29 protein-coding genes are annotated in these 24,559 nt (G+C 67.0%); 9 read left to right on the top strand and 20 right to left on the bottom strand.

Annotation, left to right across the window (positions count from 1 at the left end; all coding sequences use genetic code 11):
• Window positions 1-2: 2 nt before the first annotated feature.
• Window positions 3-326, bottom strand: coding sequence for a hypothetical protein (locus ACZ4WS_RS38685; protein WP_262505522.1), 324 nt, complete (start codon window positions 324-326; stop codon window positions 3-5).
• Between the two features lie 498 nt (window positions 327-824).
• Between ACZ4WS_RS38685 and ACZ4WS_RS38680 the strand changes: the two genes are divergently transcribed.
• From ACZ4WS_RS38680 to ACZ4WS_RS38665, 4 genes are all read left to right on the top strand, one after another.
• Window positions 825-1,946: a hypothetical protein gene (locus tag ACZ4WS_RS38680; protein ID WP_467987723.1), complete on the top strand. Its 1,122-nt coding sequence runs from the start codon at window positions 825-827 to the stop codon at window positions 1,944-1,946.
• Window positions 1,943-2,731, top strand: a complete 789-nt coding sequence (locus tag ACZ4WS_RS38675; protein WP_467987722.1) for a hypothetical protein — start codon at window positions 1,943-1,945, stop codon at window positions 2,729-2,731. The genes ACZ4WS_RS38680 and ACZ4WS_RS38675 overlap by 4 nt, the downstream gene beginning before the upstream one ends.
• Before the next feature lie 24 nt (window positions 2,732-2,755).
• The gene (locus tag ACZ4WS_RS38670) at window positions 2,756-2,944 is read left to right on the top strand and encodes a hypothetical protein (RefSeq protein ID WP_467987721.1); all 189 of its coding nucleotides are present in this window, start codon (window positions 2,756-2,758) and stop codon (window positions 2,942-2,944) included.
• 387 nt (window positions 2,945-3,331) lie between these two features.
• Window positions 3,332-4,042, top strand: a complete 711-nt coding sequence (locus ACZ4WS_RS38665) for a hypothetical protein (RefSeq protein ID WP_467987720.1) — start codon at window positions 3,332-3,334, stop codon at window positions 4,040-4,042.
• A 215-nt stretch (window positions 4,043-4,257) separates the two neighbouring features.
• Here the strand turns inward: ACZ4WS_RS38665 and ACZ4WS_RS38660 are convergent, their stop codons facing one another.
• Complete coding sequence (locus ACZ4WS_RS38660) at window positions 4,258-4,728, bottom strand: hypothetical protein (RefSeq protein WP_467987719.1); 471 nt, start codon at window positions 4,726-4,728, stop codon at window positions 4,258-4,260.
• A 114-nt stretch (window positions 4,729-4,842) separates the two neighbouring features.
• On the opposite strand from ACZ4WS_RS38660, the gene ACZ4WS_RS38655 reads away from it, so the two are divergent.
• The 3 genes from ACZ4WS_RS38655 (at window position 4,843) to ACZ4WS_RS38645 (ending at window position 8,533) form a co-directional block, all read left to right on the top strand.
• Complete coding sequence (locus tag ACZ4WS_RS38655; RefSeq protein ID WP_467987718.1) at window positions 4,843-5,403, top strand: hypothetical protein; 561 nt, start codon at window positions 4,843-4,845, stop codon at window positions 5,401-5,403.
• A 365-nt stretch (window positions 5,404-5,768) separates the two neighbouring features.
• The gene (locus ACZ4WS_RS38650) at window positions 5,769-6,362 is read left to right on the top strand and encodes a hypothetical protein (RefSeq protein ID WP_467987717.1); all 594 of its coding nucleotides are present in this window, start codon (window positions 5,769-5,771) and stop codon (window positions 6,360-6,362) included.
• A gap of 197 nt (window positions 6,363-6,559) precedes the next feature.
• Complete coding sequence (locus ACZ4WS_RS38645; protein WP_467987715.1) at window positions 6,560-8,533, top strand: hypothetical protein; 1,974 nt, start codon at window positions 6,560-6,562, stop codon at window positions 8,531-8,533.
• A 110-nt stretch (window positions 8,534-8,643) separates the two neighbouring features.
• Here the strand turns inward: ACZ4WS_RS38645 and ACZ4WS_RS38640 are convergent, their stop codons facing one another.
• The 8 genes from ACZ4WS_RS38640 to ACZ4WS_RS38605 form a co-directional block, all read right to left on the bottom strand.
• A complete protein-coding gene (locus ACZ4WS_RS38640; protein ID WP_467987714.1) occupies window positions 8,644-9,060 on the bottom strand; it encodes a hypothetical protein in 417 nt (138 codons plus the stop codon).
• Window positions 9,057-9,365, bottom strand: a complete 309-nt coding sequence (locus tag ACZ4WS_RS38635) for a hypothetical protein (protein ID WP_467987712.1) — start codon at window positions 9,363-9,365, stop codon at window positions 9,057-9,059. The genes ACZ4WS_RS38640 and ACZ4WS_RS38635 overlap by 4 nt, the downstream gene beginning before the upstream one ends.
• 563 nt (window positions 9,366-9,928) lie before the next feature.
• Window positions 9,929-10,669, bottom strand: a complete 741-nt coding sequence (locus ACZ4WS_RS38630; protein ID WP_467987711.1) for a class I SAM-dependent methyltransferase — start codon at window positions 10,667-10,669, stop codon at window positions 9,929-9,931.
• A gap of 18 nt (window positions 10,670-10,687) precedes the next feature.
• Window positions 10,688-12,079 (bottom strand): hypothetical protein, encoded by a 1,392-nt coding sequence (locus ACZ4WS_RS38625; protein ID WP_467987710.1) that lies wholly within the window; start codon window positions 12,077-12,079, stop codon window positions 10,688-10,690.
• A complete protein-coding gene (locus tag ACZ4WS_RS38620) occupies window positions 12,079-12,846 on the bottom strand; it encodes a hypothetical protein (RefSeq protein WP_467987709.1) in 768 nt (255 codons plus the stop codon). The genes ACZ4WS_RS38625 and ACZ4WS_RS38620 overlap by 1 nt, the downstream gene beginning before the upstream one ends.
• A 40-nt stretch (window positions 12,847-12,886) precedes the next feature.
• A complete protein-coding gene (locus ACZ4WS_RS38615) occupies window positions 12,887-13,474 on the bottom strand; it encodes a hypothetical protein (RefSeq protein ID WP_467987707.1) in 588 nt (195 codons plus the stop codon).
• A 154-nt stretch (window positions 13,475-13,628) separates the two neighbouring features.
• Complete coding sequence (locus ACZ4WS_RS38610; RefSeq protein ID WP_467987706.1) at window positions 13,629-13,928, bottom strand: hypothetical protein; 300 nt, start codon at window positions 13,926-13,928, stop codon at window positions 13,629-13,631.
• A 73-nt stretch (window positions 13,929-14,001) separates the two neighbouring features.
• Window positions 14,002-14,511, bottom strand: coding sequence for a nucleoside-diphosphate kinase (locus ACZ4WS_RS38605; RefSeq protein WP_467987705.1), 510 nt, complete (start codon window positions 14,509-14,511; stop codon window positions 14,002-14,004).
• 577 nt (window positions 14,512-15,088) lie between these two features.
• On the opposite strand from ACZ4WS_RS38605, the gene ACZ4WS_RS38600 reads away from it, so the two are divergent.
• Both ACZ4WS_RS38600 and ACZ4WS_RS38595 read left to right on the top strand, forming a co-directional pair.
• Complete coding sequence (locus tag ACZ4WS_RS38600) at window positions 15,089-15,751, top strand: NUDIX hydrolase (protein WP_467987703.1); 663 nt, start codon at window positions 15,089-15,091, stop codon at window positions 15,749-15,751.
• Entirely contained in the window at window positions 15,748-16,161 is a 414-nt protein-coding gene (locus ACZ4WS_RS38595; protein ID WP_467987702.1) for an NUDIX hydrolase, read from the top strand. Before ACZ4WS_RS38600 ends, ACZ4WS_RS38595 begins: the two co-directional genes overlap by 4 nt.
• Window positions 16,162-16,324: 163 nt before the next feature.
• Here ACZ4WS_RS38595 and ACZ4WS_RS38590 read toward each other — a convergent pair whose 3' ends face one another.
• The 10 genes from ACZ4WS_RS38590 to ACZ4WS_RS38545 form a co-directional block, all read right to left on the bottom strand.
• Window positions 16,325-16,588, bottom strand: coding sequence for a hypothetical protein (locus ACZ4WS_RS38590; RefSeq protein WP_467987700.1), 264 nt, complete (start codon window positions 16,586-16,588; stop codon window positions 16,325-16,327).
• A gap of 83 nt (window positions 16,589-16,671) precedes the next feature.
• On the bottom strand, window positions 16,672-17,319 hold the full coding sequence (locus ACZ4WS_RS38585; RefSeq protein ID WP_467987699.1) for a hypothetical protein: 648 nt from the start codon (window positions 17,317-17,319) through the stop codon (window positions 16,672-16,674).
• 5 nt (window positions 17,320-17,324) lie between these two features.
• Window positions 17,325-18,005 carry a hypothetical protein gene (locus tag ACZ4WS_RS38580; protein WP_467987698.1) on the bottom strand — a complete coding sequence of 227 codons (681 nt, stop codon included), beginning with the start codon at window positions 18,003-18,005 and terminating at the stop codon, window positions 17,325-17,327.
• Window positions 18,002-18,970 carry an endonuclease/exonuclease/phosphatase family protein gene (locus ACZ4WS_RS38575; RefSeq protein WP_467987697.1) on the bottom strand — a complete coding sequence of 323 codons (969 nt, stop codon included), beginning with the start codon at window positions 18,968-18,970 and terminating at the stop codon, window positions 18,002-18,004. The genes ACZ4WS_RS38580 and ACZ4WS_RS38575 overlap by 4 nt, the downstream gene beginning before the upstream one ends.
• A gap of 40 nt (window positions 18,971-19,010) precedes the next feature.
• The gene (locus ACZ4WS_RS38570) at window positions 19,011-20,183 is read right to left on the bottom strand and encodes a bifunctional class I SAM-dependent methyltransferase/NUDIX hydrolase (protein ID WP_467987696.1); all 1,173 of its coding nucleotides are present in this window, start codon (window positions 20,181-20,183) and stop codon (window positions 19,011-19,013) included.
• Window positions 20,184-20,446: 263 nt separating this feature from the next.
• Window positions 20,447-22,297 (bottom strand): ABC transporter ATP-binding protein, encoded by a 1,851-nt coding sequence (locus tag ACZ4WS_RS38565; protein WP_467987787.1) that lies wholly within the window; start codon window positions 22,295-22,297, stop codon window positions 20,447-20,449.
• A gap of 59 nt (window positions 22,298-22,356) precedes the next feature.
• Window positions 22,357-22,818 carry an NUDIX domain-containing protein gene (locus tag ACZ4WS_RS38560; RefSeq protein WP_467987695.1) on the bottom strand — a complete coding sequence of 154 codons (462 nt, stop codon included), beginning with the start codon at window positions 22,816-22,818 and terminating at the stop codon, window positions 22,357-22,359.
• Complete coding sequence (locus tag ACZ4WS_RS38555) at window positions 22,815-22,988, bottom strand: hypothetical protein (protein WP_467987693.1); 174 nt, start codon at window positions 22,986-22,988, stop codon at window positions 22,815-22,817. The genes ACZ4WS_RS38560 and ACZ4WS_RS38555 overlap by 4 nt, the downstream gene beginning before the upstream one ends.
• Before the next feature lie 372 nt (window positions 22,989-23,360).
• Entirely contained in the window at window positions 23,361-24,254 is an 894-nt protein-coding gene (locus tag ACZ4WS_RS38550) for an endonuclease/exonuclease/phosphatase family protein (RefSeq protein ID WP_467987691.1), read from the bottom strand.
• Between the two features lie 97 nt (window positions 24,255-24,351).
• Entirely contained in the window at window positions 24,352-24,483 is a 132-nt protein-coding gene (locus ACZ4WS_RS38545) for a hypothetical protein (RefSeq protein ID WP_467987689.1), read from the bottom strand.
• Window positions 24,484-24,559: the final 76 nt, after the last annotated feature.

Here is a 24,559-nt window from a genome sequence, read left to right as displayed (position 1 = left end):
CATCAGATGCCCATCCCGTACACGATCGTGAAGATTGTCCCTATTGAGGCGACGACGAAGGCCCCCACGAGGCTGCCGGCGATCTCCTTCTTGCCCTTGCTGACCTGGGCCACGTCGTGCTGACCCTCACCCACCTTCAGATGCACGGCGCCGAGGATCGCGCGACCCAGCAGCACGAGCACGACGCCGGCCATCAGGGCTTGGATCACCGTCCGTCCGGTTGTCCCCAGCTGCCCAAATGGACCCCAGTCCGGGGACAGCCCGTTCACGAGGGTGCCGATGTCACCACTCGCAGCAAGATCCACCAGGTGTTGCGAAACGGGCATCCCCCGACTCCCTTCCACCCTCGCTTCGGAGGCAGACCCGAACCCGGGCCGTGACGTGGAAGGTACATACATGCAAACTTGACAACAAGTGTTTACAGATTGAGAGACTACCGCACAACGCCAGGAGTGCGGCCTGAGGGGCGCCCCCGAACTAGGCGTCAGGCGCAGGCTGCGGATCCCTCCCAGTCTCGACCGCTAGCCCTACAGGTTCTGCAAATGAGCAGCTCATAGTGACATTTGACCGATCCATGCGGTACCGGATCGCGCTCACGGGAGCCCCTTGAGTCGCCGCAAGCACTAGCGGATGACTGCGGCCCAGCGTCGCCACACACTCGACATGCCCGCCTCTCGGCAACCTCACGGGACCCAACCGCAGGTAGCTCTTACCTCGCGAGTGCGGTTCACTGATCACCCTGTCATCTACACACGTTTATGACTGAGGGTCGGATGAATGGGCTAGGGAAGACGGCCGTAGGCGTCGCCGCGGCAGGTGCCTCGGTGCTCTCGCTCTGTGTTCTCGCGGTCAGTGGTGCCACGACCGAAGCCAACGCCAACACCTGCCAGACAGGCCTCCAGCCGGTTGGAGACGGGGAAAGCGGAGCTGGCGCGGGAGGGGAAGCCCCCAAGTTCGACGGCACACAGGAAGCCAGCGAAACCCAGGTGACCGTGCCGCTACACCCAGAAGGCACGCAGAAGAGCGCAACGTGGAGCGCTCGACAGGTACGCAACGCAAGCACGATCACCAACGTTGCCCGCACACGGCACCTTTCGCCTCGGGCAGCGGTCATCGCCGTGGCGGTTGCCATGCAGGAGAGCACGCTCGACAACCTGCACCACGGTCACCTGGACAGCGTTGGACTCTTCCAGCAGCGGGCCTCACAGGGCTGGGGCACCGTCAATGAACTCACCGATCCCGTGTACGCGGCCGGGAAGTTCTACGACCAACTCATCAAGACCGACAACTGGCAGAAGAAGTCCCTGACCAAGGTTGCCGCAAGCATCCAACGTCCTGCCGAGAAGTACCGGAACGAGTACGCCAAATGGGAGTCGGCAGCCGGCTCACTCGTGGCCAAAACTTGGGGAACCCACGCCGTGACCTCGATCAGCACGGGCTGCGACGACCCTGCCGCCTCCGACGGAAAGGACCCCAACACCAAGTTCAAGGTCAAGAATCCGCGGACAGTTGCCCAGGCCATTGCCAGCGCCCGGAACGAGGCGGGCAAGACAGGCTGGTACCGGATGTGCGACAACTTCGTCGCTCAGGTCTACGGCTGGGGCTCCTCCGGATCCGCAACCGCCAACGTTCACTGGAACCGTCTCGTGGACGCAGGGCTCGCTCACCCCGGCAACGTGTCACCACCCCCAGGAGCGCTGCTCTTCTACGACACCGGCGAGTCAGCGGGGCACGTCGCCCTCTACCTGGGCAACGACCAGGTCGCCAGCAACGACGTCGGTGACGACTACCCACGCCAGGGCAAGATCGCGGTCGTTCCGCGGAAAGAGCTCACGAACGGCGCCTGGCGGCTGCGGTACCGCGGATGGGCCGAGCCGAGCTTCCCGAGCGCCGGCGGAATCAGCACCATCCCGCTCCTCCCGGACAAGAAGGTGGATCAGCAGTGAACGCAATACCTCCCGATGCGGTGCAGGTTCGGATCACTCCGGATGGGATCTGCTTCATTGACGAGGAGTACTTCACCCCACCCCCCGGCGTCACCGTCAACGAAGCCGTCCTGGCCCACCTCCAGTTGGAGGCTGCTGCGCTGGAGATGCCGATCCGCGCAGTGATCCAAGACGAGCAGGCCCGGTACACGACATCGATCCAGGTCAACACCGACGGCACGAGCCATCCCTTGGACGGCGAGGCGCGGGTCCTCGACAACCCAAACCTGCCGCAGTCGACCGTCAGGCCGGCACCTCCCACATCGCCGCACACCGCGGATCCCGTGCCAGCCGCCCGGCCGTATGAGCCGCTGCCTGAGCCCTACCGCGGACGGCTCGCTGCCGCATGCGCAACCGCCAACCAGAACCGCTTCACAGAAGCGGCCCACGATGCCGATCAGCTACTCACCGAGCTGTCCACCCAGTACGGCCCAAGCCACCTGTACACCCTGGCAGCCGGCCTCGTACGCGGTGACATCGCCTGGCTCGCCCAGGACTACCAATTCGGCCTGCAGATATGGATCTTCATGGCTCGGTCGTGGCACCTCCACCTCGGGCCACAGCACGGCTCCACCGTCCGCGCCGTCGGCAACGCACTGAGCTGCTGGTGTCGACTTCAGCCCAAGGACGCGAAGGCATTCGTCCCGCATGTCGTCAAACTCCTTCAGGACATCGCCATCCCGAACGGCGACTCGGCGGTTCAGACCATCAACCGGCAGGCGCAGAGGATTGCCCTGGCCAACTAGTGGACAAATGCGCATACTTGACGCATGAATCCCATACGCAACGGCCGCCTCATCATCTTCCTCCTGCCGTACACCCTCATAGTCACAGGAATCCTCGCCGCGTCGAAGGTCGCTGGCGCCCCGGGCGGCACCGGCGCTGCGTTCCAGGCCCTTGGCATAGCGGCCGTTGGCGGACTCTGGGCCTGGCGACGCGGTCGGCGCAACAGCTACTGATCTGCACCAAGTCGTGCTTCCGCCCCTGTCCCCCGAGTGCAGGGTCTGATGGAGTTATCCAGCAGCGTGAGCCTGCTCGTGCTGCTCTTAGGGCCGCTACCGGTAGCGGACACACCCCTCGAACCAGTTGGGGGGCGTCTGCGCGCGGTCGTCGCTGACGTCCACCAACACGGTTGCCGCAGTGGGCACCGGCGGGGCCGGCGGTTCCGCTTCATGGGCTTCGAGGAGCCGGAGCACATGGGGCGGCAACCGGTGAGGGCCACCCACGGCGAAAGGCCCGCCCTCGCCCCGATCGCGGCAGACGTGAGCGAGCCCTACCCGGTGCGGACGGGTGACCTGTAAGTGTGTCGCCGATCCGACCATCCTGGGGTGCGCGACGCTCCGGTCATGACGATGGTGGAAATCCAAGTAACCGAGGACCGTCTCGACATCACCGCCCTGGACGTTTCATTCGCCGATCTGCCTGTCGCCAGTGCGTCGGTCGCGCTGGTACGCGGGTTCTACGGTGACTTGGATGAACTGAGGGAAACACTGCGGGAATGCTTCGCCGATGACGCCTCGTGGTGCCGGGTCGGCAACGCCGTCCACACGGTGACCGACGGGGATGCCGAAGTGCGGCTGGTGCCGCGGTCGGACGTGCCGACCTGGCACGCGGACTACTTCCAGGCCGGTTGGGGAAGCCGTGAGGGGGCGCGGATTCCGCCGGAGTTTCGGCTGCAGTACGCCAGGTACGTGGACAGAAGGTATAAGGCGCGCGAATCCTGCCTCCAAGGCGAGGATCTACGCGCGGTGGCGGCCAAGGATGGGGCCGGGGGCGTCGACAAGCTGGTACGGCATCATCGTGCTCAGCTCGCCGAGTGGTACGACGCCCTAGACGTCCTGCTCCACTCGGTCCAAACCGGTCCGGACCTTCCGGAGTGGGCCACGTCGGTTGCCAAAGAGGAGCTGCTGGACTGGCACCGGACCCGCGAGTACCTGACGAGCGCCGTGCTCGAATACCACCATGGCGGCGACACCGAGCCGCGCCCCGAAACCGTGTTCGGCAATCTGTGCTTCCACTTCTCGGCAGGCTCGGTGGAACTGGTACCCGGCCTCTAAGCGGTCCCCCTGGGCCCCGGCGTGCGGCCCGGACGTGGGTCTTCGACCGCAGCTTCCGAGGCAAGTTGGCCAGCTGGTGAAGGCCAGCGCCCTGAGTATTCGCCCGGCGACGGGACACGAGCGCAAGGACCGTTGGTTGGCACGGATGATGCCGCGACTGCAGTGGCTGTGGGCCCTCCTGCCGACGGCTCCGGCCTGGCCTAGCAGCGTGCCAATTAAACGGACTCGCGGTCGGCTCCGAGATCGCGGCGCATCGCGTCGCGTAGCCGGGTGAGCGCAGCCTCATACTCGGCTCGGCTGGCGGCATACGCCTCATCCTCGGCGAGGGTGCCAACAGCGGTGAGGTCCCGCATGTCACGCAGGCGACGGAAGGCGTCCTCGGACGCGGCCAAAACGCCGGGTGCGGCCGTGATCGACATCTGGTAACGCATGCCGTAGCAAGGGGCGAAGCTGTCGCGGGCGGAGCGCTCCCGTTCACCAGGATCCAGGTCAGAGTTTCGGGCCAGGCTGCGAAAAGCGTTGCGGCTCTGGGAGAGACATGCGAGGTAGTCGCCGTACACGATGCGCCTTACGCCAACGAGGCGGTCGTCTTGCTCGCGTCGCCACCGACTGCGGTCGAGCAGGGCAGCAGAAGCGGTCGCGATCACGGCGCCGACTATGGCGCTGGCCAAAGTCATCCACGGCATGAGCGAGAAGATAGGACGGCACGTTGCTCAACCGAAACAGTGCCGAAGTGGCCATATACCAGAAGACCTTGTTGGGCGATGGTGGTGTCAGTGGCTTCTGCTATCTCCTCTGTCATGGGACTGTCACCGGAATTGCCCGCTGCCGTCTACGCCGTGCACCACCCGGACTTCGGGGCCGTCAAGACGGGCATCTGCCTGGAGCCGAGGCAACGCAGGATCGGTGTTCATCAGCGCCGCGGCTGGGTGCTGCTCGCCGACTTCGGTACCCCCACCGCTTTGGACGCCTCAGCCATCGAACGACGCGTCCTCGACGGGCTTGCGACGCCGGTGTGGGAGGCGACCGGGTTCGGCGCCCGCAAGATTGACGGATTACCTGGACACGGCCGCATCGCAGAATGCCGCCACTGCGGCACACCCCGCGCCACACCCTCCCTCCGTTTCCGGAGGGAGGGCTTCCTGACCCGCGAGCAGATGCCACAGGGCGGCAGCTCGGAGACCTTCGACGCCCGGCTGGTCAGCCCAGGGCGCATCCAGCTGGCCCTGTACTTCGCCGAAGCCGAGCAGCGGGCCCGGTATTACCCCGACCAGGAGGACGACAAGGATGCCTTCGAAGCCCGCCGGCTCCGGGTGGCCCGGCGGGTGGAGTCGGAACGCCTTCGCCGTCGTGTCTACTGAGCACCCCGATCACGACCAGAGGTGCCAGGACGCGGCCATCGTGTGGACGGGGGTCGATCTTGGCTTCTCACGTACAGCACATCTGCCGCACCCTCTACAGCGACCTGGACCACCACTACCCCCACACCGAGGACGTGCGCCGATACGTCGCTGCTGGCCATCGACTTCGCGGCCTTCGCGTGCGCCTTGAACCGGGTGACGGCTACACAGCCCCCACGGAACTTCTGCCACACGATGGATCCACCATCAACTCGGCCGAACCGTCCGTCGCCGCCTTGCGGCTCCTGCAGCGCATCCCCGCGGCCGAGGCTGGGGGCTCGGGGCGATGTTGGCGGCATGGCGGCTTCGCTCATACGGTAGCGGCCATGACCCAGACCCTCGACCAGCGCAGGGTGAGCGAGATCGCGCGTTCGCTCAACCGGTACGAATGGCGGCCCACCGTTGAGGAAATCAAGTGCGGTGCGGAGTTCTTCCAGCTGGTTCAGAGCCTGCAGGAGGCGGAGCACCCGGGCTTTCCCCGGGATACAAGCGCCAAGCCGTGGACGCTGCGCCTGCACACAGAGAATGTCGCCGTCCTGGCCGAGGAGATCACCCTGCTGCGGGAGGAATTCCTGCCCCAGTGGCGTGAGCGCCTGGCCGCCGGCTCACCGATGACCGAGTTGGTTGACCTGTACGTCCGGGGCGCGCAGCCGGTCGTGCAGCACGCGGACGCAGTCCTGGCCGCCTGGGAGCAAACCACCCTGCCGGAGCCGACCGCTGAGGAGATCGGCTACCGCACCCGGTACTCAGGTGCGGCAGCAAAGGACGTGGCGGCCCGGCTGCGGTACGACATCGCTGCCGCCTGGGAGAAGGAGCCTCCTCGCCGCTCGCTGTGGGAGGAGATGGGGCCGGCCTGGAACTTTCTGGGGGCGGTACGGTCCACGATGATGGCCGCGGTGAGCGGGGACGTTGAGTACTGAAGCGAACTCACCCCACATCTAGGTCCATTCGGCGCAGCCGGTGGATGGATCCCGCCCCCTTCTATAGCAGTCCCGCAAGAGGCACCCGCTCGGCGGCAGGGTGCGTTGGCCGCCGGGGCGCGTCCCCGGGCGCCGTGGGGTCGCAGGTTCATCTCAGCCAGGGGGATGGGCAGTTGCCTGCTGGATAGGATCTCGGCATGCCGAACAGCCTTGTACCGCACTGGAAAGCGGCGTATGCGCGAGCCCTGCAGCAGCACGCGCTGGACGGCAGCGAGCGGGACGTCTTCGCGTTGATCCTTGCACTGGTGGCCTTCGAGGACGGCGCCGCCGTCGAGGACATCTCGCTGTGGTCCGTGCGCTACCGGCTCGGTGATCCCCAGCAGTTGCACCAGACGCTGGCCGCCCTGCTGCCGGGCCCCCTGGACCACGTCGCCACCACGGTGGCGGACGGGCGGAAAGAGTTCACCCGCATCCGGATCGACGCCCTCGTCGATGAGCACGGACACTTCACCGGCCGCCCGGACCTGGAAGACCTGTTCACGCAGGAGATCGAGGCCGTCGTCCGTGACCGTGGCGCCTTTGCAGCACCCGCCCCGCTGGAAGGCCGGATCTGGCGCCGGTGGGCCGCCCTGCAGGCACCCCACGGCATCCCCTTCGAGGACACCCTCACGTCAGAGGAACTCGCAGCCCACGACGCGATGGGCCGAGACGGCGGCTATAAGGCGTCGGGCAAGACCGTGTTCGAGCACAGCGTGCAGCGCCTGATCCAGTTCCTCGACAGACTGCTCCTGCCGGCCAGCGGCGCGCCGCCTCTATACGGCGAGGTGCTGGTGACCGGCGGTGTGCACGAGGGGCGCAGCGGTCGGCTGCACGCGGTCACCTGGAGCGTCGATGACGAGCAGCGGGCGTGCTGTGAGCCGCCAGCCTCGTTCACGATCAGCTTCGATGACCGTCATGGCAGGGCGAACATCGCCCCGGCGGAGGTGATGCCCTTGCCGCAGTGGGACCGGCGCTTCGCCGTGGTGCACGCAGGACAGCCCATGCCCATGGAGTGGGGCGCCTGCGTGCTGCTGGCCGGCCCGGAGCCCGATGCGTCCTGGCAGCACAGCGTGATCACGGTGCTGGAGGACTGCTGGCAGCAAGTGGACCGCCTCGTCGTGCTCGTCCCCCACCGGCCCGACGGCCAGATGCCCTCCGATGAACAGGGACAGTGGCTTCGCGACGCCTACGCATGGGCCGATGAGATCATCAGCACGCGCGCACCGGTCCCCGGGCCCGGCGCTCTCCACAAGCCCGGACTCGCGTTTGATCTTGAAGGGGCCAGTGACCGTCTGATCCTGCACGTGGCCACACCTGACGAGGCAACCCGCCGGTGGGCGGGGCAGCATGCCGTCCCCGTGGCACCGACTCCGGCCGATGCTGCCGCCGCCGTACTCAACCGCCTCGGCCGCGGCTGGCGCCGCCAGGGCGGGGAGCGCCAGGTACGGCTCCCCGTCGTACGCAACTACGGCTACCACCAATGGCAGGATGCCCTGCGCCAGGCCGGCCGGCTGCTCGATGCCGCAACGATCGACTGGACGCACGCGGATCCCCGCCATCCGGGAGAAGCCTCCTGGTGGGCGATCACCGCACAGGTGAGGCACCCCGACGATCTCGTCACCGAGGAGTTGGTCGTCGGCCGGGGCGACGTGCTCAGCCTCATCGCCTTTCGGCGGCACCCGGTATGGACCGACAGCGAGGTCGTCCTCCTGCGCCACCCCCTCAGCCTCGGTGCCCCTCCGCCGATCGCCGGGCCGACTAGGTTCCCCCTGCGCCTGCCGACCGCGGACTTCGACAGTCCTCGCCATCTCCGAGGAGAGCACCAAGACCAAGGCGTACCGGCGCTGGCCCGCGAACTCGGCCTCGTCATCGACCGGGACCGGCTCCGTTCTCTGGACAACCGGCCGGAGTCCGCTCTCCTGGCCGCCCAGCGCCGCACCTGCTACCTGGAGTTGACCGACGACGAGTGCGAGGAGCTCAAGGCCCGGCACGAGGCGTGCGATGGCACCGCCGCGGCGGGAGCAGTGGAGGTCCACCGTGTCGCGGACCTGCTCTCCTCCCGTCTGCCAGGTGATGCGCTGGTCGACTGGGCCACCCTCGGCGTGATCATGCGGGCTGTGGTTCCCAGCTGACCCCTGCGAGAGGCGACACCACCGCGACAATGGCCCCCTGGTGATGACTGAAACCGCCTCGGTGCCACAGCACGCGCGGGACGGTGCCTGTGGCATCTCGGGTCATGGGCTTACGGGGTCGTGGCCTGCGGGACGTTGCGGATAGCGGCGAGCATTGCGAGGACTCCGGCATCGTCGGTGTTCTGGGTGGCGCGGATCAGTCCGAGGACCTGCCGGGCGATGGCGTCGTCGTCCCGGTTGCCGCGGTGACGGGCCCAGTGGAGCAGCGTCTGCCCGTACAGCGTCATCAACCGATCGTCGAGTGTGCCTGCGATCGGGGCGGGACGGCGCAGATCGGTGAGTACGGACATGGTGGCGTCGGGGACCTCGCCGACGGACGCGATCCAGTGCAGTGCGAAGCCGGCCGCGACGAAGTCGAGGGTGACCGGCGGCGGCACGCTCGCCCGGATCTGCGCCAGGCAAGCCGTGTCCTGGCGGACGACGGCCTCCAGGTAATCGACGGCCTGCAGCAGTTCGTCGCGGTTCACCGTGTTCCTCCCCGGATGATGTGCCGGGCCGAGCCGAGCATCAGCAGGGTCTGCTCGTGGTCGCCGGGAGGCGCTCCGGCCATCAGCTGCAGCCAGCCCAGCAGGACCAGGGCCAGGTCCTGGGCCTCGGTGTCGGTGGGGGTGTCGTCGGCCCATGCACGCAGAGCCATAAGGATCAGCGCCGACGCCTGCGCTCCGCGGTCGGTGGCCATCGTCTCGTGAGCCGTGTGGAGCTCGGCCTCGCTCGTGGTGTCGCTGATCTGGAATGCCTGGTTCAAGAGGGCCGGAATCAGCTCGTCTGCCATGCCGGCGATCGTGGAGGCGATCTGTCCAGGCGCGGCCAGGATCCGCGCGCTTGATGCGGCTTTCGGCGCGTCCTGCAGGAGTACGGCTTCGAGGTAGTCGAAAGCGGCTGCCCACTGAGGCGGGGACATCGTCACCGGTGCCCCCGCACACGGCTCAGCTGCGACGTGAAAGTGCTCTCCACCCGTATTCCCCTTCTCCAGCGCGCAGTTGACGCTTTGACACCCGCTGAACGGTACCGACGTTCGCGGCATCAAGGCCACAGTAGACCGCGCTCACCTGCGAGCCGGGCCCACGTCTGCCCAGTCAACGGCTCAGTGAGGGCACCGTGATGTTCCACGACCCCGCTCGTCATCCCCCCGTTGGCTGCGGGTGAATGGGCCAGCAACTGAAGCGCCGGGGTCGAGAGCGGGATGGCGGGGCGCCGCACCCATGGGCTGGTCTCCAAAATCTCTGGCTCAGTTTCGTGGAATCAGTCATGCCACGTTCGGTCGATTTCCGAGCGAGAAGGCGGCGAGGCTCGTGCGGTCGTTGCCAATCTGCAATGCGTCGAGCGCGGGCTTGGCTATTTCGTAGCGATGACGTAGATGCTGCCCCACTGCCGCTTCGGGTTGGCGATCGCGGGATCGAAGTCCCACGGGGCTACGGTACGGAAGCCCGCCTCGGTGAACATCTGTGTCAGCTTCTCATTGTCGTACGCCCAGAGGTGCGGCGTGTAGGTGGGATCGTCGTCCTGATCGCGGAAGACGTAGTTGATCAGGTCGAGGAAGGTGTTGATGTCGCCGAGGCAGTCGCGTTTGGCATACCACCGCTCGATCATCTCATCAGAGAGGATTGGATTGTCCGGGTAGTGACGGAGGACGAACGCGGCGTCGGGAACCCCTGTGACGAGCTCGCCGCCTGGGGCGAGCACGCGGTGAGCCTCTCGGGCGTAGTGCTTGGCGGAATTCGGATAGTCGATGTGCTCCAGGAAGTGCTCGGAGAACATGAACCCCACGCTGTCATTCTGCAGCGGTATGCCCTCGCGAATGTCCCAGAGCAGGTCGGCGGGCGGCACGGCGTCGATGTTGTAGAAGCCGTCGATCCGGTGGGAGCCACCTCCGATCTGAACCGTCTCGGGGGCCACGTCGATGTGCCCCTTCGGCCATGCCCGGCTGCTGGTCTGGTGGTACCTGCTGATCTCGATTTCTTTGGCGGCGGCACGCAGCGTGCGGGCGAGACCGTGGCTAGTCGAGGGCTCCTTGAGGAGGGCGGTGATCTGCTCGGCAAGGAGGTCGAGCGATGGCGTGGAACGGTTCGCGGTCATACGGGCTCCCTGTGGCGATCAGTTGGTTGAGGGCTCGGGGACCGACCACTTGTTGTTGCGCATCAGCGTGTACTTGATGTCCACGAGACGCGGCACGATGGTCAGGTTCAGTTGCTCGACGGGGTGTACGCGACCGACGTCGTCCTGCTCGGCCCGCCAGATGCGGTACTCCAAGTCGGGGTAGGCCGGGTTGATGCCGACCTCACCTTTGGGCATCGTGCCGTTGAAGGGCGCGAAGATGTCCATGTGGTTCCAGTAGTTCCACGCCTGGAGCGCCTTGTGTTGGTCGAAGTAGAAGTAGAAGTCCGGGTAGCGTCCGAAGGTGCGGAGCTCTCGGTGAATCAGGTGTCCAAGGAGCGGCCCTAGGTGGGTGGCGAGGCTGTCGAACTCCCAGCGGGTGTGGTGCCAGGCGTCCGGCACCTGGCCAGGAGTGAACAGCCTGGCGGCGACGAGGTAGCTGATCCGGTCGCGGAGATAGGCTCGGGCGTGCGCCGCGTTCACGGTGGCGTCGATCTGCCTCAGGAATTCCTCGAAGCCGGCCGGGGGCGGCCGGAATTTCGCCAGGTCGAATTTGCCTGCCATGCCGAGAGTGGCGAACAGCATGTCCTTATAGAGCCAGTTGTTGAGTTCTCCACGGGTTGCCAGCCTTTGGGTGTGCTCGCTGGTGGAATGAAGCATCAAGTATTCGGCCAGCGCCTCAAAGTACAGGTAGCCGAGAATCGGCATGCGAGGGATCGTCTCGTCCAGCAGCTCCAGGAACATGGCCGGTGCCACGTCGGCACCTCCGTAGACGATCGCCGCAGCGAGCGCGAGAAAAGTGGTGGAGTTCTTGGCGCGGCTAACAACGGTCTCGCGAAGCTCGTATCGCTCGGCGGTGGACAGCAGGTATTCGAGGTCGGTGTAAATATTTAGGTGGATCGAGCCGAGGCGCAGGTAATCGACTCCCGCGAGCCCGCGGTAGGCCCGTCGAGGACGGGTGATCTCGAATATCAGCGGGGTCGGCGTCCGGCCAGGTGTCCCGACTTTCGCCACGAAAGCAGGTGCTTCTTTGGTGAGGATGTACTCGGCCAGGTTGTGCATACGAAAGCCGCTGCCATTCGCGGTCAGCGGCGCACAGTAGATGCTGCCGACCAGGCATCCCCCGGAGGGGTAGAGGGAGCCATGCTGGCTGATCTCTTCAAGGGCGTGGGTGATGTGTAGCAAGTACAGCGGCCCAGTTCCGGTGAGTGCGTCGAACAGGGCGTTGCCACGCAGCAGGGCACCGTTGGGTGTGTCTTCTGCCCGTCGGGTCTCCCACGCGGCGGACTGCTGTCGCAGGGCGTCGGTGTGATCGTCTGTGCTGGAGATCAGTGGGGAGTCGAAGAAGGCGTGGGCGTCGGCCCACAGGTGGTAGCCGTCGCGGACGTCCATCAGCTGACTAACCCCCGCTGTTCCAGTGCCTTGAACACGGAGTCTGCGCTGTCGATGCCGGCGAGGTGCGCTGCCTCAGAAACGACGACGAGTTCGAACGCCGTGGCCCGCAGTGCGTCGAAGGCTGTGGTCCGGACCTTCGAGCTGTCTGGCCACCAGGACAGTTTCGGTTGGCGGTAGCGGTCGAGGGCGTCGGCTGCCTTGAGCAGGTCCGTGATCTCCTTGGCCTGGGCGTGGTCGGTCCTGTCGTCCGCTGTAAAGGCGGAGTACGGCACGTCGTGCAGACGCGCAGCGGTCGCTGCCCCCACGATGCGCCGGGGAGTGGCGGTCAGGTGGAAATGCGCCCAGACCGCGTCGGCGTTGTCCGTCAGCCACACCGCAGCCCGGGCTCCGTGGCCGCGGTCGTCCTTGTCATGCAGACGGCGGCAGTCGTGGACTGCTGCTGTGACGATCAGCGTGGCCGTGTCTTCCTCGGACAGGCCTGTGGCTTCTGCGAGGAGCGCGGCCAGCGCGGCGGTCCGCATGGCGTGGCGGATACCGTGCAGCGAGTCAGTGAGCCTCGGTTCGGCCAGCCACGTGACGGGGATGGCCGACCGGTAGAGGAGCCGTTGGGAGGCGGCCCGCAGCGCGTACGTCGGAGCGTCCGGGAAATTCGGCCTGTTGGCCTCGATCCATCGCACGGTGGCGTGATCCATGAACTGGTGGTGCGGAAGCTGCTTGCGTGCAGCCAGCTCGACCAGGCTGTCGGCTGGCGGGGTGGTGCTCATCGGGCCTACCCCCTCGGTGCCTCGGAAAGACGAAGGACAGTCAGGTCTGGGCTTCGATCTCCCCAGGGCCGGCGGCCTTACGGGCCTGTTCGGCAGCCTCGAACGCAGCAGTGAAGTCGGCCAGCTCCTGCTCGGTCATCAACGTGACCTCCAGCTCCTTGGCCACGGCGAAGATGCGGTCAGTCGCCTCATGCCGGGCGTCGTCACTCGCGTCGTCATCCAGTAGCACTTCGAACTCGGCGTGATGTCCCCACGCCTCGCTCCACTTGACGGCGATCTCCACGCCTCGGAAGCGGTAGTTGTGGCGCCGGTTGAACGCCTGGTGCATCTGGGCCTCGAAGCCCAGCGCGTTGAAGACCTGCACGGCCGCGGATACGTCCTCGCGAGCGATGGCGATCTCCGTCTCGGGGAATGCAACGCCCTGGCCGATCTTGCTGTGCTTGAGCGTGATCTTCGCTGATCCAGCGGCGGTGTTGTCGGTGACCTTCAGGAGCTTGTCCGGCAGGACGTAGAAGTAGATGTGCTTGTCGTCGCAGCCCAGGTCGGTGCCCTCCTGCTCCAGGCGGGCGACGAGCCGGTCGTGGGCCTCCTCGTCGAATCGGGCGCGCATTTCAATCTCTACAGGCAACGGTCTGGTCCCTTCTTTAGGCATGACTGATCCGCCCGAACCCGCGCAGGTGGCCTGTGCTGGTTCGGTAGGGGGCGGCATATGAGGTTGTACGGCGGCAGTGCGGGACAGCGCGACTGGCCGCGCACCGCCGCCTCAGTGGTCCATCGAAAGATCAGACAAGCTCGCCGAAGCGTTCACGTACAACGCCCTCGTGGAGGTAGTTCGGCAGAGCGACACCGCCGACGGAAGTGCGCCTGGTGGCGACCTGCTCCAATGTGTCGGCGGGGAAGCCTTCCAAGAGCTGGAGGCACTGCTTCACCCATTCGCGGGACTTCTCCCAGTCGCCCTCCTCCCGGAAACGGAAGGCCAGCGCGTAGGCGCTCTCCGCCGCCGCCCATCGGTCGGTCGCCAGTTCCTGCTGGAAGGTCGACTCCAGCTCCTGGACGGAGGCGGCGCGGGTCTGGTTGGTCATGGTGCCCTCTCTGCTAACGGTGGTGCCAGGTAGTGCTCAACGCGTCGAAGCGCGTGGGGTGACGTCGCCATGCTCAGTAGGTGTAGATCTCCGCAAGCGTGCGGTAGTCGTGCAGCTCGTCCTCGTCGAACCACAGCTCCACCTCCTGCTGGGCCTCCTTCGCATTGCCGGAGGCGTGCACGAGGTTGGCAACCGCCTTACCAGACGCGACGCTGGCCCCCTTGCTGTAGTGCGAGAAGTCGCCCCGGATCGTGCCGGCCGGCGCCTCGTTCGGGTACGTGCTGCCCACGATCTTGCGCACGGTGGCGATGGCGTCGAAGCCTTCGAGTACCAGCGCGATGACCGGTCCCTGCTGCATGAATCGGGCGGTGAACTCGTACACCTCAGCGCCCAGTCGCTCTTCGAGATCGAAGTAGTGGCGCCTGGTGAACTCGGCGTCCATCTGCTTCATCTTGACACCGACGACCTTGAGCGCCGCGTCCTCGAACCGGGTGATGATCTTCCCGGCGAAGCCCCGCACGAGCGCGTCGGGCTTGAGGAGCACAAGTGTGCGCTCCACCTTCTGTTCCTGCTCCTGCGCCATGGTTCTCTCTCATCTCTTCCGCAGGTGATGTGACGGACGTTCAGCGCGTCAGGGACTGAGGTTACCCGCGCCCGAAGGGGCTGATCATTTCTGCCAGTTGGGTTACGTACGCCGACGCTGACCTACTCCTCTTGTACGGCGATTCGATAGTCCGAAGGAGGTACCCGACTGGAGCAACGGGCGGCGATTCCTGCGGGTCGGCCTCGACCTGGCTGTGGCTGGCGTGCGCCGGCCCGTGCCCGACGGGGGGCAGACACGGGCCGGCTGCCGTCCGGGGGTGGTCGTGACGTCCCGCCCCGGACGGCGGTTCAGGGCGGTACTCAAGGCGCGCCATCACGCCAAGATCGCATAGGCACCAGCCAACTAGTCGATCTACAAGGGGACTTCCGCCTACCATGCGCAGACGGCTGCAGGCTCGCCAGTCCGGCATGCATGGGACGGATCGCGGGGTCTCGGTTGGCACAGCTGAGAGTCAACCGCTGATCGCATCGCTTCGCCATGAAGTGCCAGTGCAACGAGCCTGCAACTTCCGCACATTGACCATGCACCTTGCCGACCCGATCCGTGAGGCTCCGCGATGGAAGTGATCGACGTTTGGACCGGACACCGTGCGTGCATGCTCCAATCTGCTCTCCGCTTGACCCACGAGGCTTTTGCTGACCGCTTGGGCATCTCAACCCGAACGGTCGCCACCTGGCACTCGGACCCAGACGTCATACCGCGCTCGGACATGCAGCAACTCCTGGACGGCGTTTTCGAAAGCGCCCCAGCCACGGTCCGGCAGCGTTTCACTCTGCTGGTCGCGAGTTCTAGCAGCAAGAGCACGGAAGCCTCGGGGCCGCAGCCACAGACCCTGCGCGTCGCGATCGCAGTCGTCGTTCGCGACGCGGAGGTCCTCCTGGTCTGCCGTCGCGGCGACGACGCTTCCGGGATCACGTGGCAGTTCCCTGCCGGCGTCATCAAGCCGGGAGTCAGACCCGAGACCGCGACGGTCCGCGAGACGCTGGACGAGACGGGCGTGCACTGTGCTGTACGGCGAAGTCTCGGTGAGCGCGTCCATCCGGTGACGGGCGTGCAGTGCGTGTATTTCCTCTGCGAATACCTGGCAGGGGATGCGACGAACAGCGACGTGGTTGAGAACGTAGATGTGGCCTGGGTGCCGAAGAATGCGGTGGGCCGCTTTATTTCCGCCGACACGATCTACCCGCCGATCCTGGTGGCACTGGAGGAAGACGCATGATCGAGCAGACGACAGTAGAGCGACCGGGCATCGCAGCCGCGATCGTGGTCCAGGACGGTGCCGTGCTGATGGTCCGTCGCCGGGTCGCGGAAGGTCAGCTGTCGTGGCAGTTCCCGGCGGGCGAGATCGAGCCAGGCGAGAGCGCTGACCAAGCGGCCGTGCGTGAGACGCTCGAAGAGGTCGGCATGAACGTGACCGCGCTGAAGATCCTCGGAGAACGAGTCCACCCCAAAACGGGCCGAAGCATGTCGTACGTGGCCTGTGCCGTAGAGTCCGGGACTCCTTACGTCGCGGACGATGAAGAACTCGCTGAACTTGCGTGGGTCCAGCATGCCCAGATTCCTGAGTACGTGCCGTACGGCCTCTTCGATCCGGTGCAGGCTTATCTCGACGCCGCGCTGAGCAGGTAGCGCCTTGCCGCTGCAATTGGCCACTGGGCGTGCCCGGCGCAACTGCCGATCCTCGTGGGCCCCTGCTCATACGCCCCATCTCCCTTCACCCCCGCCACCCGGCCATTGCTGTGCACGGTAACGCGGATGACGGGCAGGGCTTGGCTCGGAGTGGTACGGGACATCAGGCCAGGCTGAGGCGGGTGGTGAGGGCTGCTGGATGGTCGGCATCCAGGGTATGCAGCGCGCGGTCGACGGCGGAGCGAGCCAGCTTGTGCGCGTCGGGCCACCGGAGCTGTTCGCCGAGGTTTCCGCTCAACCGGGCAGTGGTGATCACCGTGGCTGGGTGATGGGGTCCCAGAAAGCGTTCAAATGTGGTGAAGTTGCCTGCGTGAAGGGCTCGTTCCGCTTGCCGCCGTAGGTCGTCGTTCATGATGGCTGCGGTCATCAGCTGATGTCCCCTCTCCTTCTCCTTGGTGCGCCCCCGTCCTCCATGCGGCGCTGGCGCGTGTGAACGGTGCGACGGCCCTCTCAGGGCTTTCCCAGGGGAATGGCGGCAAGCGGCTCCCAGGTCATCTCCCAGCGCACGCCGCCGTCCGGTACCGGATGGGCGGTCCACTCCACTTCGAGCAGGTGGAGTCGGGAGACGGCGAGTGGAGCGTGGCTGGGCGTGATGCGCCGGAGGGCGCTCTGGAGCGGGTCCGAGTCAGCTTTCTCGTAGGCGTAGCCGAGGGATGCGTGACCGCGTCCGCTGTCATGAGCGATCGCCGGAGAGTCGTGGACTTCCCAGAGCGCGGCACGTGCCAGGTTCTGCAACGCGGTGAAGGGCTGGTCGGGGTAGGTGTCGAGCAACGTCCCTGCCCGGTTGGCGATGGGTGATCCGCACAGCAAGGTGAACGGATCGAAGTTGGAGAGCCGGGTGGTCAGTGCAGCGACGAGATCGGCACGCTGGGCCACGCCTATGCGATCGCTGGTCGCCCAAGCATCCATTTCTACGGTGACGTGCAGCAAGTCGTCGGGCAGGCACCAGATCGGATAGCCCCGCATGGCTGTACGGCAGCCAGCGGCGAGCGCGAACAGCTCGCTGTCTACGGCCGGGTCGGGCAGGATGTACAGGTGCAGCGCCCGGGCCCCTGACACCCACTCCCGGTGCTGGAAGACCGGAACGAACGGTTTCATGCCGCCTACCTCTCTCCGGGGTGGCCCAGGTGGATCTCATGAACGCGGCGGAACGTGTATCGGTTGGACACGGGGTCCTGCTTCTCCAGGACCAGCCACACAGACGAGATCCTCGCCCGGACACGGCTGCCCGGGCGCAGGCCCCGGCCCAGTTCGGAAGCCAGGCGGTCCGAACGCTGCGCCAGCTCGGGCGTGTCTGTGTCCATCAGGCCGTAGCCTCCCGTCATGTGCCCCCAGTAGTACTTCGCCGGGGAAGGCAGTCTCAGACCGGCGGCGAGAAGGCCGTCCCGCACCCGCAGATAGAACTCATGCAGCGCGGCTTCGGGGAAGACATCGGCCACGGACGCGGAGGCGGAGGCGCGGGGTGGGCCGATCTCGATGTCGATCGGTGCCAGGCTGGCCAGTTCATGCTGGAGGACGGGAGCGGCCTCGTGGAGTCGCCGCACGTCCACGCGGCTGCCCTGCTTGTCGAACCGCTCGATCTTCTGGACCGTCGCGTGTAGGTCCTCATCGGCGACCGTCGTGATCAGCTCAGGGTAGCGGTTGAGGATCTCGCGCATGCGGGCGAAGTACTCAGTGACCTGGGGCTGGTCGTGCGGCAGCCACAGCACATGCGGCAGGATCCGCTCCTCCTCCGGCGCATCCGCCGGAGCCCACAACCGCTGTTCCCTCAGGAAGCGCCTCACCGGTCGGCCTCCTCCGTGCGGATCTGGGCCGGGTCTAGAGAGATCCAGCAGATCCGGTGGTCGGATCCGGCCAGTGCCGCCTCGCTGCCGAGGACGCCGTACGCCGTCAGGGCGGGCGCGACGGGGCGGGTGGCAAGGATCAGGTCGATGCGGCGTTCGCCCCACGGGTCGGGGTCGCCCTGGCCGTCCTTCCAGTGCCCGACCGTCGCCTGCCACGGCGCACCGAGATAGGCTGCCGCGTCGACCATGTACCCGTTGCGCAGCAGGATTTCCGTCTGCTCCCGGTCGGCCAGCTGCTCGCCGCCGATGGTGCTGGCCTGGACCTGGTATTCGAGGTCGTCGTGGTCCTGCGTGGCGTATACCTCGTCGTCGTAGTAGCGCGCTATCCCGTCCGGGCCGGGTACCCGGGCGGCGGACAGGGCGTTGAAGTCGCCGACGACAACAGCGTGCTTCGCGCCTCCGGTCACGCGAAGGAGTCCCTTGAGGCGCTTGGCCTCCTCCGCGCGCCAGTTCGGACGGAAGGGATCACCGTGGTAAGAGACCATGGTGAGGGGCTCCGCTGCTCCGATGTCGAAGGCGGCCATGGTCAGTCCGTGCCAGAAGTCGGGGCTGCCTACTGGCCGGTAGCTGCCAGGGGCGTGGCTGACCGCGTCAGGGTTCCACAAAACTGCTGTGTACCAGGCGCGATGGGCGTTCGCGGCCATCGTCACCCCGTGCGGATACCCGGGGGTGGCGGGGATCGCGCCGGTCAGCCCACAGTCCACGGCGAACGCGTTGATCGTCTCGGCGGCTATGGCATCCCACTGCTCGCGCGGGTTGTTCGCCTCGTCGACCACGATCTCCTGGACGCCGAGAAGATCCGGTGCGAGTTCCCGGACAGCCGTCACCCGTGACTTCCAGGCGCTGCTGCCACGGGCGGCGATGTTGAGTTTGTAGGCGTTGAAATTTCCGATACGTACGGGCATGCGTTGTCTCCTTGGGGACGGTGGCTACTGTCCGTCTCGGTCACTGTGGGGTGACGGGCAGCGGGTCAGCGAAAGGGGTGAAGTGTGCGGGTGGGTGGTCGATGGGCAGGCCGGGGCGCCAGGCGGCAAGGATCTGTGCGCTGCACACGAACAGGCCGGACGGCAGGGCCTCCAGTGGCCACCAGCGCCAGTCACCCACGTTCTCTCCCTGCTGGTCGGCTGGTGTGCCGTCCCAGGTGGTGACGACTGCGCCCACCGTCATGCGCACGACGCTGCCGACGTGGTCGACGAGGGTGCCGAGCAGGCGGACGTCGGCAGGGCGGGCGGTCAGTCCGGTTTCCTCGGCGAGTTCGCGCACCACGGTCTCCGCCAGAGCCTCTCCGGGCTCCACGCTCCCTCCGGGCAGCTCGAACGTGCCTCGGTGGTGGCGGCCCAGCAGCAGGCCGTGCGGGCTGAGCAGGATGGCGCCGACGCCGAGCGCCGCGTGTGCCTGGGGCGGTCGAGAGGTGCGCGGGCGGGAGGTGATGCGGGCCGGACGGTGGACCTGAAAGAGCCGGTAGGAGGCGTGATTGGTCTCCTCCGGGGCGTCGAGGACGGTGATGGTCTCCACCCGCAGCCCGTACTGGACCAGGAGGTCCTCCCACAGATCCGGGGTGAGCACCCACATTTGGACGGTCAAGTCCCCGCCGCCAGCCAGGCGCAGAACCTCCGGTCGCGGGGCCACGACGGTCGCGGGGCCGTGGCCATGGGAGTTGGTGTGCAGGACGGTGAAGTACAGGCGTCCGCCGGGCTTGAGCGCCGCAGCCAAAGCAGGCAGCAGCCGGTGCGGGTCGATGAAGGGGAACGCGTTGACGGAGTAGATGACGTCGTACGGCACGGCCGCGTGCAGGTGCGTGACGGCGTCCGCACACATCAGGTTGAGCCCGGTCAGCTGGGGGTATCGGATGCGGGCGCGCTCGATCTGCGTGGGCGAGGAGTCGACGGCGTGCACCCGTGCACCATGGTCGCGGGCGAGATGGGCGGCGTGCCGGGCCGGCCCGCAGCCGAGGTCCAGCAGGCGCAGGCCCTGCAGGTCGCCGAGGATCTCGTCGCCTGGGCCGGTGCCGCCGGGACCCCAATCGATCCGCTCCAACTCCGCCAGAGGGGTGGCCCTCTGGAGGTGATGGCGGCCGTACTCCGTCCACACCTCGGTATTGGTTGCCTCGGGCTTCACCGTGCCGCTCCTTCGGTCGGCGCCAGCCAGATGCTGGCACGTGGGAGAGAGGCATCTGGGGCGAGTGCCTCGGACACCAGTCGGATGGCGGGTTGTACACAGGCCGTACGGATCTCGCCGAGGTCGAGGATCTGTTCGGCGCGCGCCGTGTGCAGGGTTGCGGGTGCCTCGTTTGGCGCGGCAGGAGTGGGAGACGGCGGTGGGAGAGGAGGAGTCACGGTGTTCCTTCGTTCTCGGGCAAGGGAGGAAGCGGTCGCCGTAGGTCACCGGTCCTGGGAAAGCGCCAGGAGCCGGGCGAACTCCCCGCCTTGGGCGGCGAGTTCCTCGTAGGTTCCCTCTTCGGTGATCCGGCCTTCCTGCATCACGATGACCTGGTCAGCGATCTTGGTGTTTTCCAGCCGATGGGTCACCACGATCGTGATGCGGTCCTCGGCCAGCGCCTTGAGCGTCTGGAAGATCTGGTGCTCGCCAGCCGGGTCGACCTGGGAGGTGGGCTCGTCCACGATCAGCAGTTCCGGGACCCGGTATAGGCCACGCGCGCACGCGACGCGCTGCCACTGCCCGCCGGACAGCTCCACACCGCTGAAAATCTCCCGGGCCAGCAGGGTGTCGAGTCCATCGGGCAGGTCCTCGACCGCTTCGCGCAGGCCCACGGCGTCGATCGCGTCCCACACCGGTTCGTCATTGTCGGTGCGGGGCTGCCCGAGGGTGACGTTCTCACGCAGCCGCAGCGGCCATTGCGCGAAGTACTGCGGGACGAGCCCGGTTGCACTCCAGACAGTCTCTGGGTCGACCTGGGCGAGATCAGCGCCGTTCCAGGTGACCTTGCCCTCGTCGGCCACGAGGATCGCCGCGAGCAGGCGGGTGAGGGTGGTCTTGCCGGAGCCGTTGACCCCGACGAGTGCGAGGATCTGTCCGCGCCGCAGGGTCAGCGAGACCCCGTCGACGGCCGGCTTGTCCTTGCCCGGGTAGCGGTAGACGACGTCTTCCACCCGGACCTCGTGGATCGGTGCCTGCACCGCCAACTCGCCCCGGTGCGGAGCCTTTTGCCCGGCCTCGTCGATGAAGTCGGCCATGTCGCCAAGGTAGAGGCTGGTATGGAAGACGGCAGCAGCACTGCGGACAACCTGGGTGAGCGCGCCCAGGGTGGTCTGGACAGCGAAGACCGCGGTGGCGGCAATCGCCAGCGCGATCCGCCCGGTGGCCGCCAGCCAGTACAACGCCGCCCATGTGGCCACCAGGAACACGCCGCCGCACACCGCCGACGCCAGCGCGATCCGCAGGGTCCGGGGCGCCGCCGCCAATGTCCGGGCGTCGGCCCGCTCGGAGAGGGTCCGGTACCAGTAGAGCAGGTAGCCGGTCATGCTGTTGGCGCGGACCTCGTCGCTGAATTTGGGGCTGGTGGCCCACCAGCGCATCATCCCGCGCGCGTTGCGGTTGGCCACGTTCGCGTAGTGGATCTCGTAGTCCACCCGCGCGGTGAGCACCGAGCCGATGCCGGCCGGGAGCACAGCCAGCAGCAGGAACGGCAGCAGCCGCCAGTCGAAGACTGACAACACCCCGCAAGCGGTGACCAGCTTGATCAGCGAGGACATCAGCTGCTGTGCGTCGGCGACCATCACATGCGTGCGCATCACCCCCATCTCGGCGGCTTCCTGCCGATCGTGGAAGCCGTCCTCGCTGTGGGTGGCCGCCTCTACCCGGCACACCGAGGCCACCAGCGTCGTGTCGGTCTCCGTGGTCAGCTTCGGCGTGATGCGCCGCTCGCCGTAGGCCGAGACTGCACCGGCGGCACGGGCCAGGGCGGCCATCACCGCCACGAAGATCAGCGCAGGCAGTGCTGCGTGCAGCCGCTCCTGGACGGTGCCGCCGTTGAGGAGCGGACGCATCGCGTGTGAGGTGGCGGCCAGCTGGCCGGCCGCAGCCAGGCCGACGGCCACCTGGCAGACCAGCAGTAGCACGACCGCCGTCCGGTCGACCGCCCAGGACATCCTGGCGATCCGCCGCAGTACCGAGGGAATCCGGGCGCACAACGCGCGGAAGGACACTCGGTCCATCGGGTTCACCGAATATTGCCCGGTGTACTTGATCTCCGCGGGCGCGGGCGGCGGCATTACCCGCCTGGACACGGCTGGATCGGGTCCAGAGCCCTGCGTGGGCACGAGCGGTCGCGTCATGCCGGGCCCCCGTTCGCCGTCACGGTGATGGTGCTGTACAGCCGCCCGACGGTGAAGTTGACCAGAACTTCTCGGGTGTAGGGGTGGCAGTCGGCGGGCGGATTCCCGGGGTCGATCCACACGATCGCGTCGTGCTTGAAGGGTTCGGCGTTGCGCGGTTCGCTCTGCCACCGCTGCGCGGTGAACGCTACGCCGATCACCCGGACCCCGTCCGTGTCCAGGTAGTGCACCAGCTGGCAGAACTCCAGGTCGTCGGCCGCGACGTGTACACCGGTCTCCTCGGCCAGTTCGCGTAGCGCGCCCTCGTCGAGGAACTCGTCCTCCTCCAGCTTCCCGCCGACCACGGTGACCTGGTTGGGGGCGGTCTTCGACGTCTCGTTGTGCCGGACGGCCAGGATGCGCCCGTCGTCGCGCTGCAGGAGCACCATCACGTTGGACGGGCTCAGGTAGGTGCTCACGCGGCCTGCACCTCCAGCGGGGCCAGCGTCGCGCGCCCGTGCTGGACGATCTCGCGGTCGCCGTTGGGCAGGCCGCAGGCGATGGCGCTCGCCGCGTCCAGGGCGGACAGGCAGCGCACGGCGCCGATGACCCTCTGGGTCCATTCCGGAATCGGTGTGGCGAAGCTCATGCCCCCCACCTCGGATCCGGACGTGAGCTATCCACCGAAAGCACGTGCATGGCGTCAACCTCGTGCACGGCACGGGCCAGAGTGGATGCGGTGACCTGGACCTGCCGTTCGACAGCGGGAGGAGCAAGCGTGAGCGTGGGAGCGGGATTCATGACTTCCTCCTGGGTGGCGGATGGTTGCGGCGACTCAACAACTTCCCTGCTGGGCAAGGCGTTACGGCCGATGAGGGACGACAGATCGGTCGAAAGTTCGACTGGGCTAGGTCGACCTTGGGAGGGCTGGGTGATGCGGCCGTGATGCGGCGTTCGATCACTCGCACAGGGGGTCGTCACCCGATCGAGGGCTTGCCGTGACGAGCGCACGCCCGAATCCCTACAGGGCGGTACTGAGGATGCGTTGCACGGTGGGGAGGTCGAAGGTGGCGACGACGAGGGCGTGGTCGGTCACCCGTCGGACGTCCTCGGTGTCTATGACCTCGACGCGCCGGAGGGCCGGCGCCCAGTCGGGGGTGCCGAGGATCCAGTCGATACGTTGCGGGGGGCCCTGGTCGGTGCGCTTCAGGCTGGCGGTGGGGGCCAGGGCCCCGGGCTGCCGGAGTACGGTGCCTGCGTGGTGGGCGAGGTCGGTGAAGACGGCTTTCGGACCGCCGGTGAGGATCTCGCTCGGGCGCGTGTCGCTGACGCGTACGCCGTTTCGCTCGATGGTGCGGTGCTGGAAGTGGACGGGGTCTTTGACCTTCGCCCAGTCGAGCGGTTCGGCGACTTCGTCGGCGGTGGGGTGGGGGTAGCTGTTGCCGTCCATGCCCGTCAGGGCGGTGCGGCCGTGGTCGGCGAGGGTGGTGAGCCGCCGGGCCTCGGTGGCGCGCAGGTCGGGATCGAAATGGCACAGGTGGCCGGATGCCAGATGAAGCGTCTTGGGGCAGCCCTTGAGGCGCACCTGGACGTGGGAGATCGCCTTCCACGGCAGATCGTGATCGGTATGGGCGACGATCTCGAACAGATGAGGATCGACCATCACGCCGGTCGGGTTCCGGCTGCGGCCTTCGCGCGGAGCCGTCATGAACGGGAACAGACCGCCGAGCGCAGTCGCCTCCTCGTACAGTGCGCGTTTGCCGTGGTCCCAGGCCCCAGTCAGCTCCTGCCGGAAGACGATGTGTGGCCGGTATGAGGCGAGGATGCGGTGCGCCAGACGACGCAGCTGGCTGCTGCCTCCGTTGTGCTCAAGGTTCCAGCAGGCAACGCGCAGTTCGGTGTCGTCGCAGGTCAACGGGCCTCCTTCTTCGACTTCCAGCGGGGTGTGTGCAGGGCAGCGCCGATCGACGGGTCGGCACAGCAAGCCGGACAGCGCCCGGCAAGCTGATGCGTCAAGCCGCGAGTGCGAAGCGGTCGTGGTAGATCTCGATGACGGCATCGAGGTCGTACGGCACGACCACGGTGTGGTGATCGGACAGGCCCTTCCGGACGATCGGGCAGGAGGGCCGCGTGGCGAGCGACATCCTCCAGGCCGGCGGTCAGCAGGTCCGGTCCGGGCGGGAGTCCGTCACCCGCTGTTCGGGGCCGATCTCGTAGTTG

This window comes from Streptomyces sp. NPDC029292 (assembly GCF_055569295.1).
The sequence above is the reverse complement of the archived record's forward strand: the minus strand, read 5'-3'. Positions and strand labels throughout refer to the sequence as shown.

Excerpts from the sequence above, each read along its gene's own strand:
- ACZ4WS_RS38575 (WP_467987697.1), bottom strand. The coding sequence starts at position 18,970 with ATGCCCGTACGTATCGGAAATTTCAACGCCTACAAACTCAACATCGCC.
- ACZ4WS_RS38645 (WP_467987715.1), top strand. The coding sequence starts at position 6,560 with ATGCCGAACAGCCTTGTACCGCACTGGAAAGCGGCGTATGCGCGAGCC.
- ACZ4WS_RS38595 (WP_467987702.1), top strand. The coding sequence starts at position 15,748 with ATGATCGAGCAGACGACAGTAGAGCGACCGGGCATCGCAGCCGCGATC.
- ACZ4WS_RS38590 (WP_467987700.1), bottom strand. The coding sequence starts at position 16,588 with ATGACCGCAGCCATCATGAACGACGACCTACGGCGGCAAGCGGAACGA.
- ACZ4WS_RS38635 (WP_467987712.1), bottom strand. The coding sequence starts at position 9,365 with ATGGCAGACGAGCTGATTCCGGCCCTCTTGAACCAGGCATTCCAGATC.
- ACZ4WS_RS38655 (WP_467987718.1), top strand. The coding sequence starts at position 4,843 with ATGGGACTGTCACCGGAATTGCCCGCTGCCGTCTACGCCGTGCACCAC.
- ACZ4WS_RS38670 (WP_467987721.1), top strand. The coding sequence starts at position 2,756 with ATGAATCCCATACGCAACGGCCGCCTCATCATCTTCCTCCTGCCGTAC.
- ACZ4WS_RS38565 (WP_467987787.1), bottom strand. The coding sequence starts at position 22,297 with ATGCCGCCGCCCGCGCCCGCGGAGATCAAGTACACCGGGCAATATTCG.
- ACZ4WS_RS38665 (WP_467987720.1), top strand. The coding sequence starts at position 3,332 with ATGACGATGGTGGAAATCCAAGTAACCGAGGACCGTCTCGACATCACC.
- ACZ4WS_RS38685 (WP_262505522.1), bottom strand. The coding sequence starts at position 326 with ATGCCCGTTTCGCAACACCTGGTGGATCTTGCTGCGAGTGGTGACATC.
- ACZ4WS_RS38555 (WP_467987693.1), bottom strand. The coding sequence starts at position 22,988 with ATGAGCTTCGCCACACCGATTCCGGAATGGACCCAGAGGGTCATCGGC.
- ACZ4WS_RS38660 (WP_467987719.1), bottom strand. The coding sequence starts at position 4,728 with ATGCCGTGGATGACTTTGGCCAGCGCCATAGTCGGCGCCGTGATCGCG.
- ACZ4WS_RS38610 (WP_467987706.1), bottom strand. The coding sequence starts at position 13,928 with ATGACCAACCAGACCCGCGCCGCCTCCGTCCAGGAGCTGGAGTCGACC.
- ACZ4WS_RS38600 (WP_467987703.1), top strand. The coding sequence starts at position 15,089 with ATGGAAGTGATCGACGTTTGGACCGGACACCGTGCGTGCATGCTCCAA.
- ACZ4WS_RS38545 (WP_467987689.1), bottom strand. The coding sequence starts at position 24,483 with ATGTCGCTCGCCACGCGGCCCTCCTGCCCGATCGTCCGGAAGGGCCTG.
- ACZ4WS_RS38605 (WP_467987705.1), bottom strand. The coding sequence starts at position 14,511 with ATGGCGCAGGAGCAGGAACAGAAGGTGGAGCGCACACTTGTGCTCCTC.
- ACZ4WS_RS38630 (WP_467987711.1), bottom strand. The coding sequence starts at position 10,669 with ATGACCGCGAACCGTTCCACGCCATCGCTCGACCTCCTTGCCGAGCAG.
- ACZ4WS_RS38625 (WP_467987710.1), bottom strand. The coding sequence starts at position 12,079 with ATGGACGTCCGCGACGGCTACCACCTGTGGGCCGACGCCCACGCCTTC.
- ACZ4WS_RS38650 (WP_467987717.1), top strand. The coding sequence starts at position 5,769 with ATGACCCAGACCCTCGACCAGCGCAGGGTGAGCGAGATCGCGCGTTCG.
- ACZ4WS_RS38620 (WP_467987709.1), bottom strand. The coding sequence starts at position 12,846 with ATGAGCACCACCCCGCCAGCCGACAGCCTGGTCGAGCTGGCTGCACGC.
- ACZ4WS_RS38585 (WP_467987699.1), bottom strand. The coding sequence starts at position 17,319 with ATGAAACCGTTCGTTCCGGTCTTCCAGCACCGGGAGTGGGTGTCAGGG.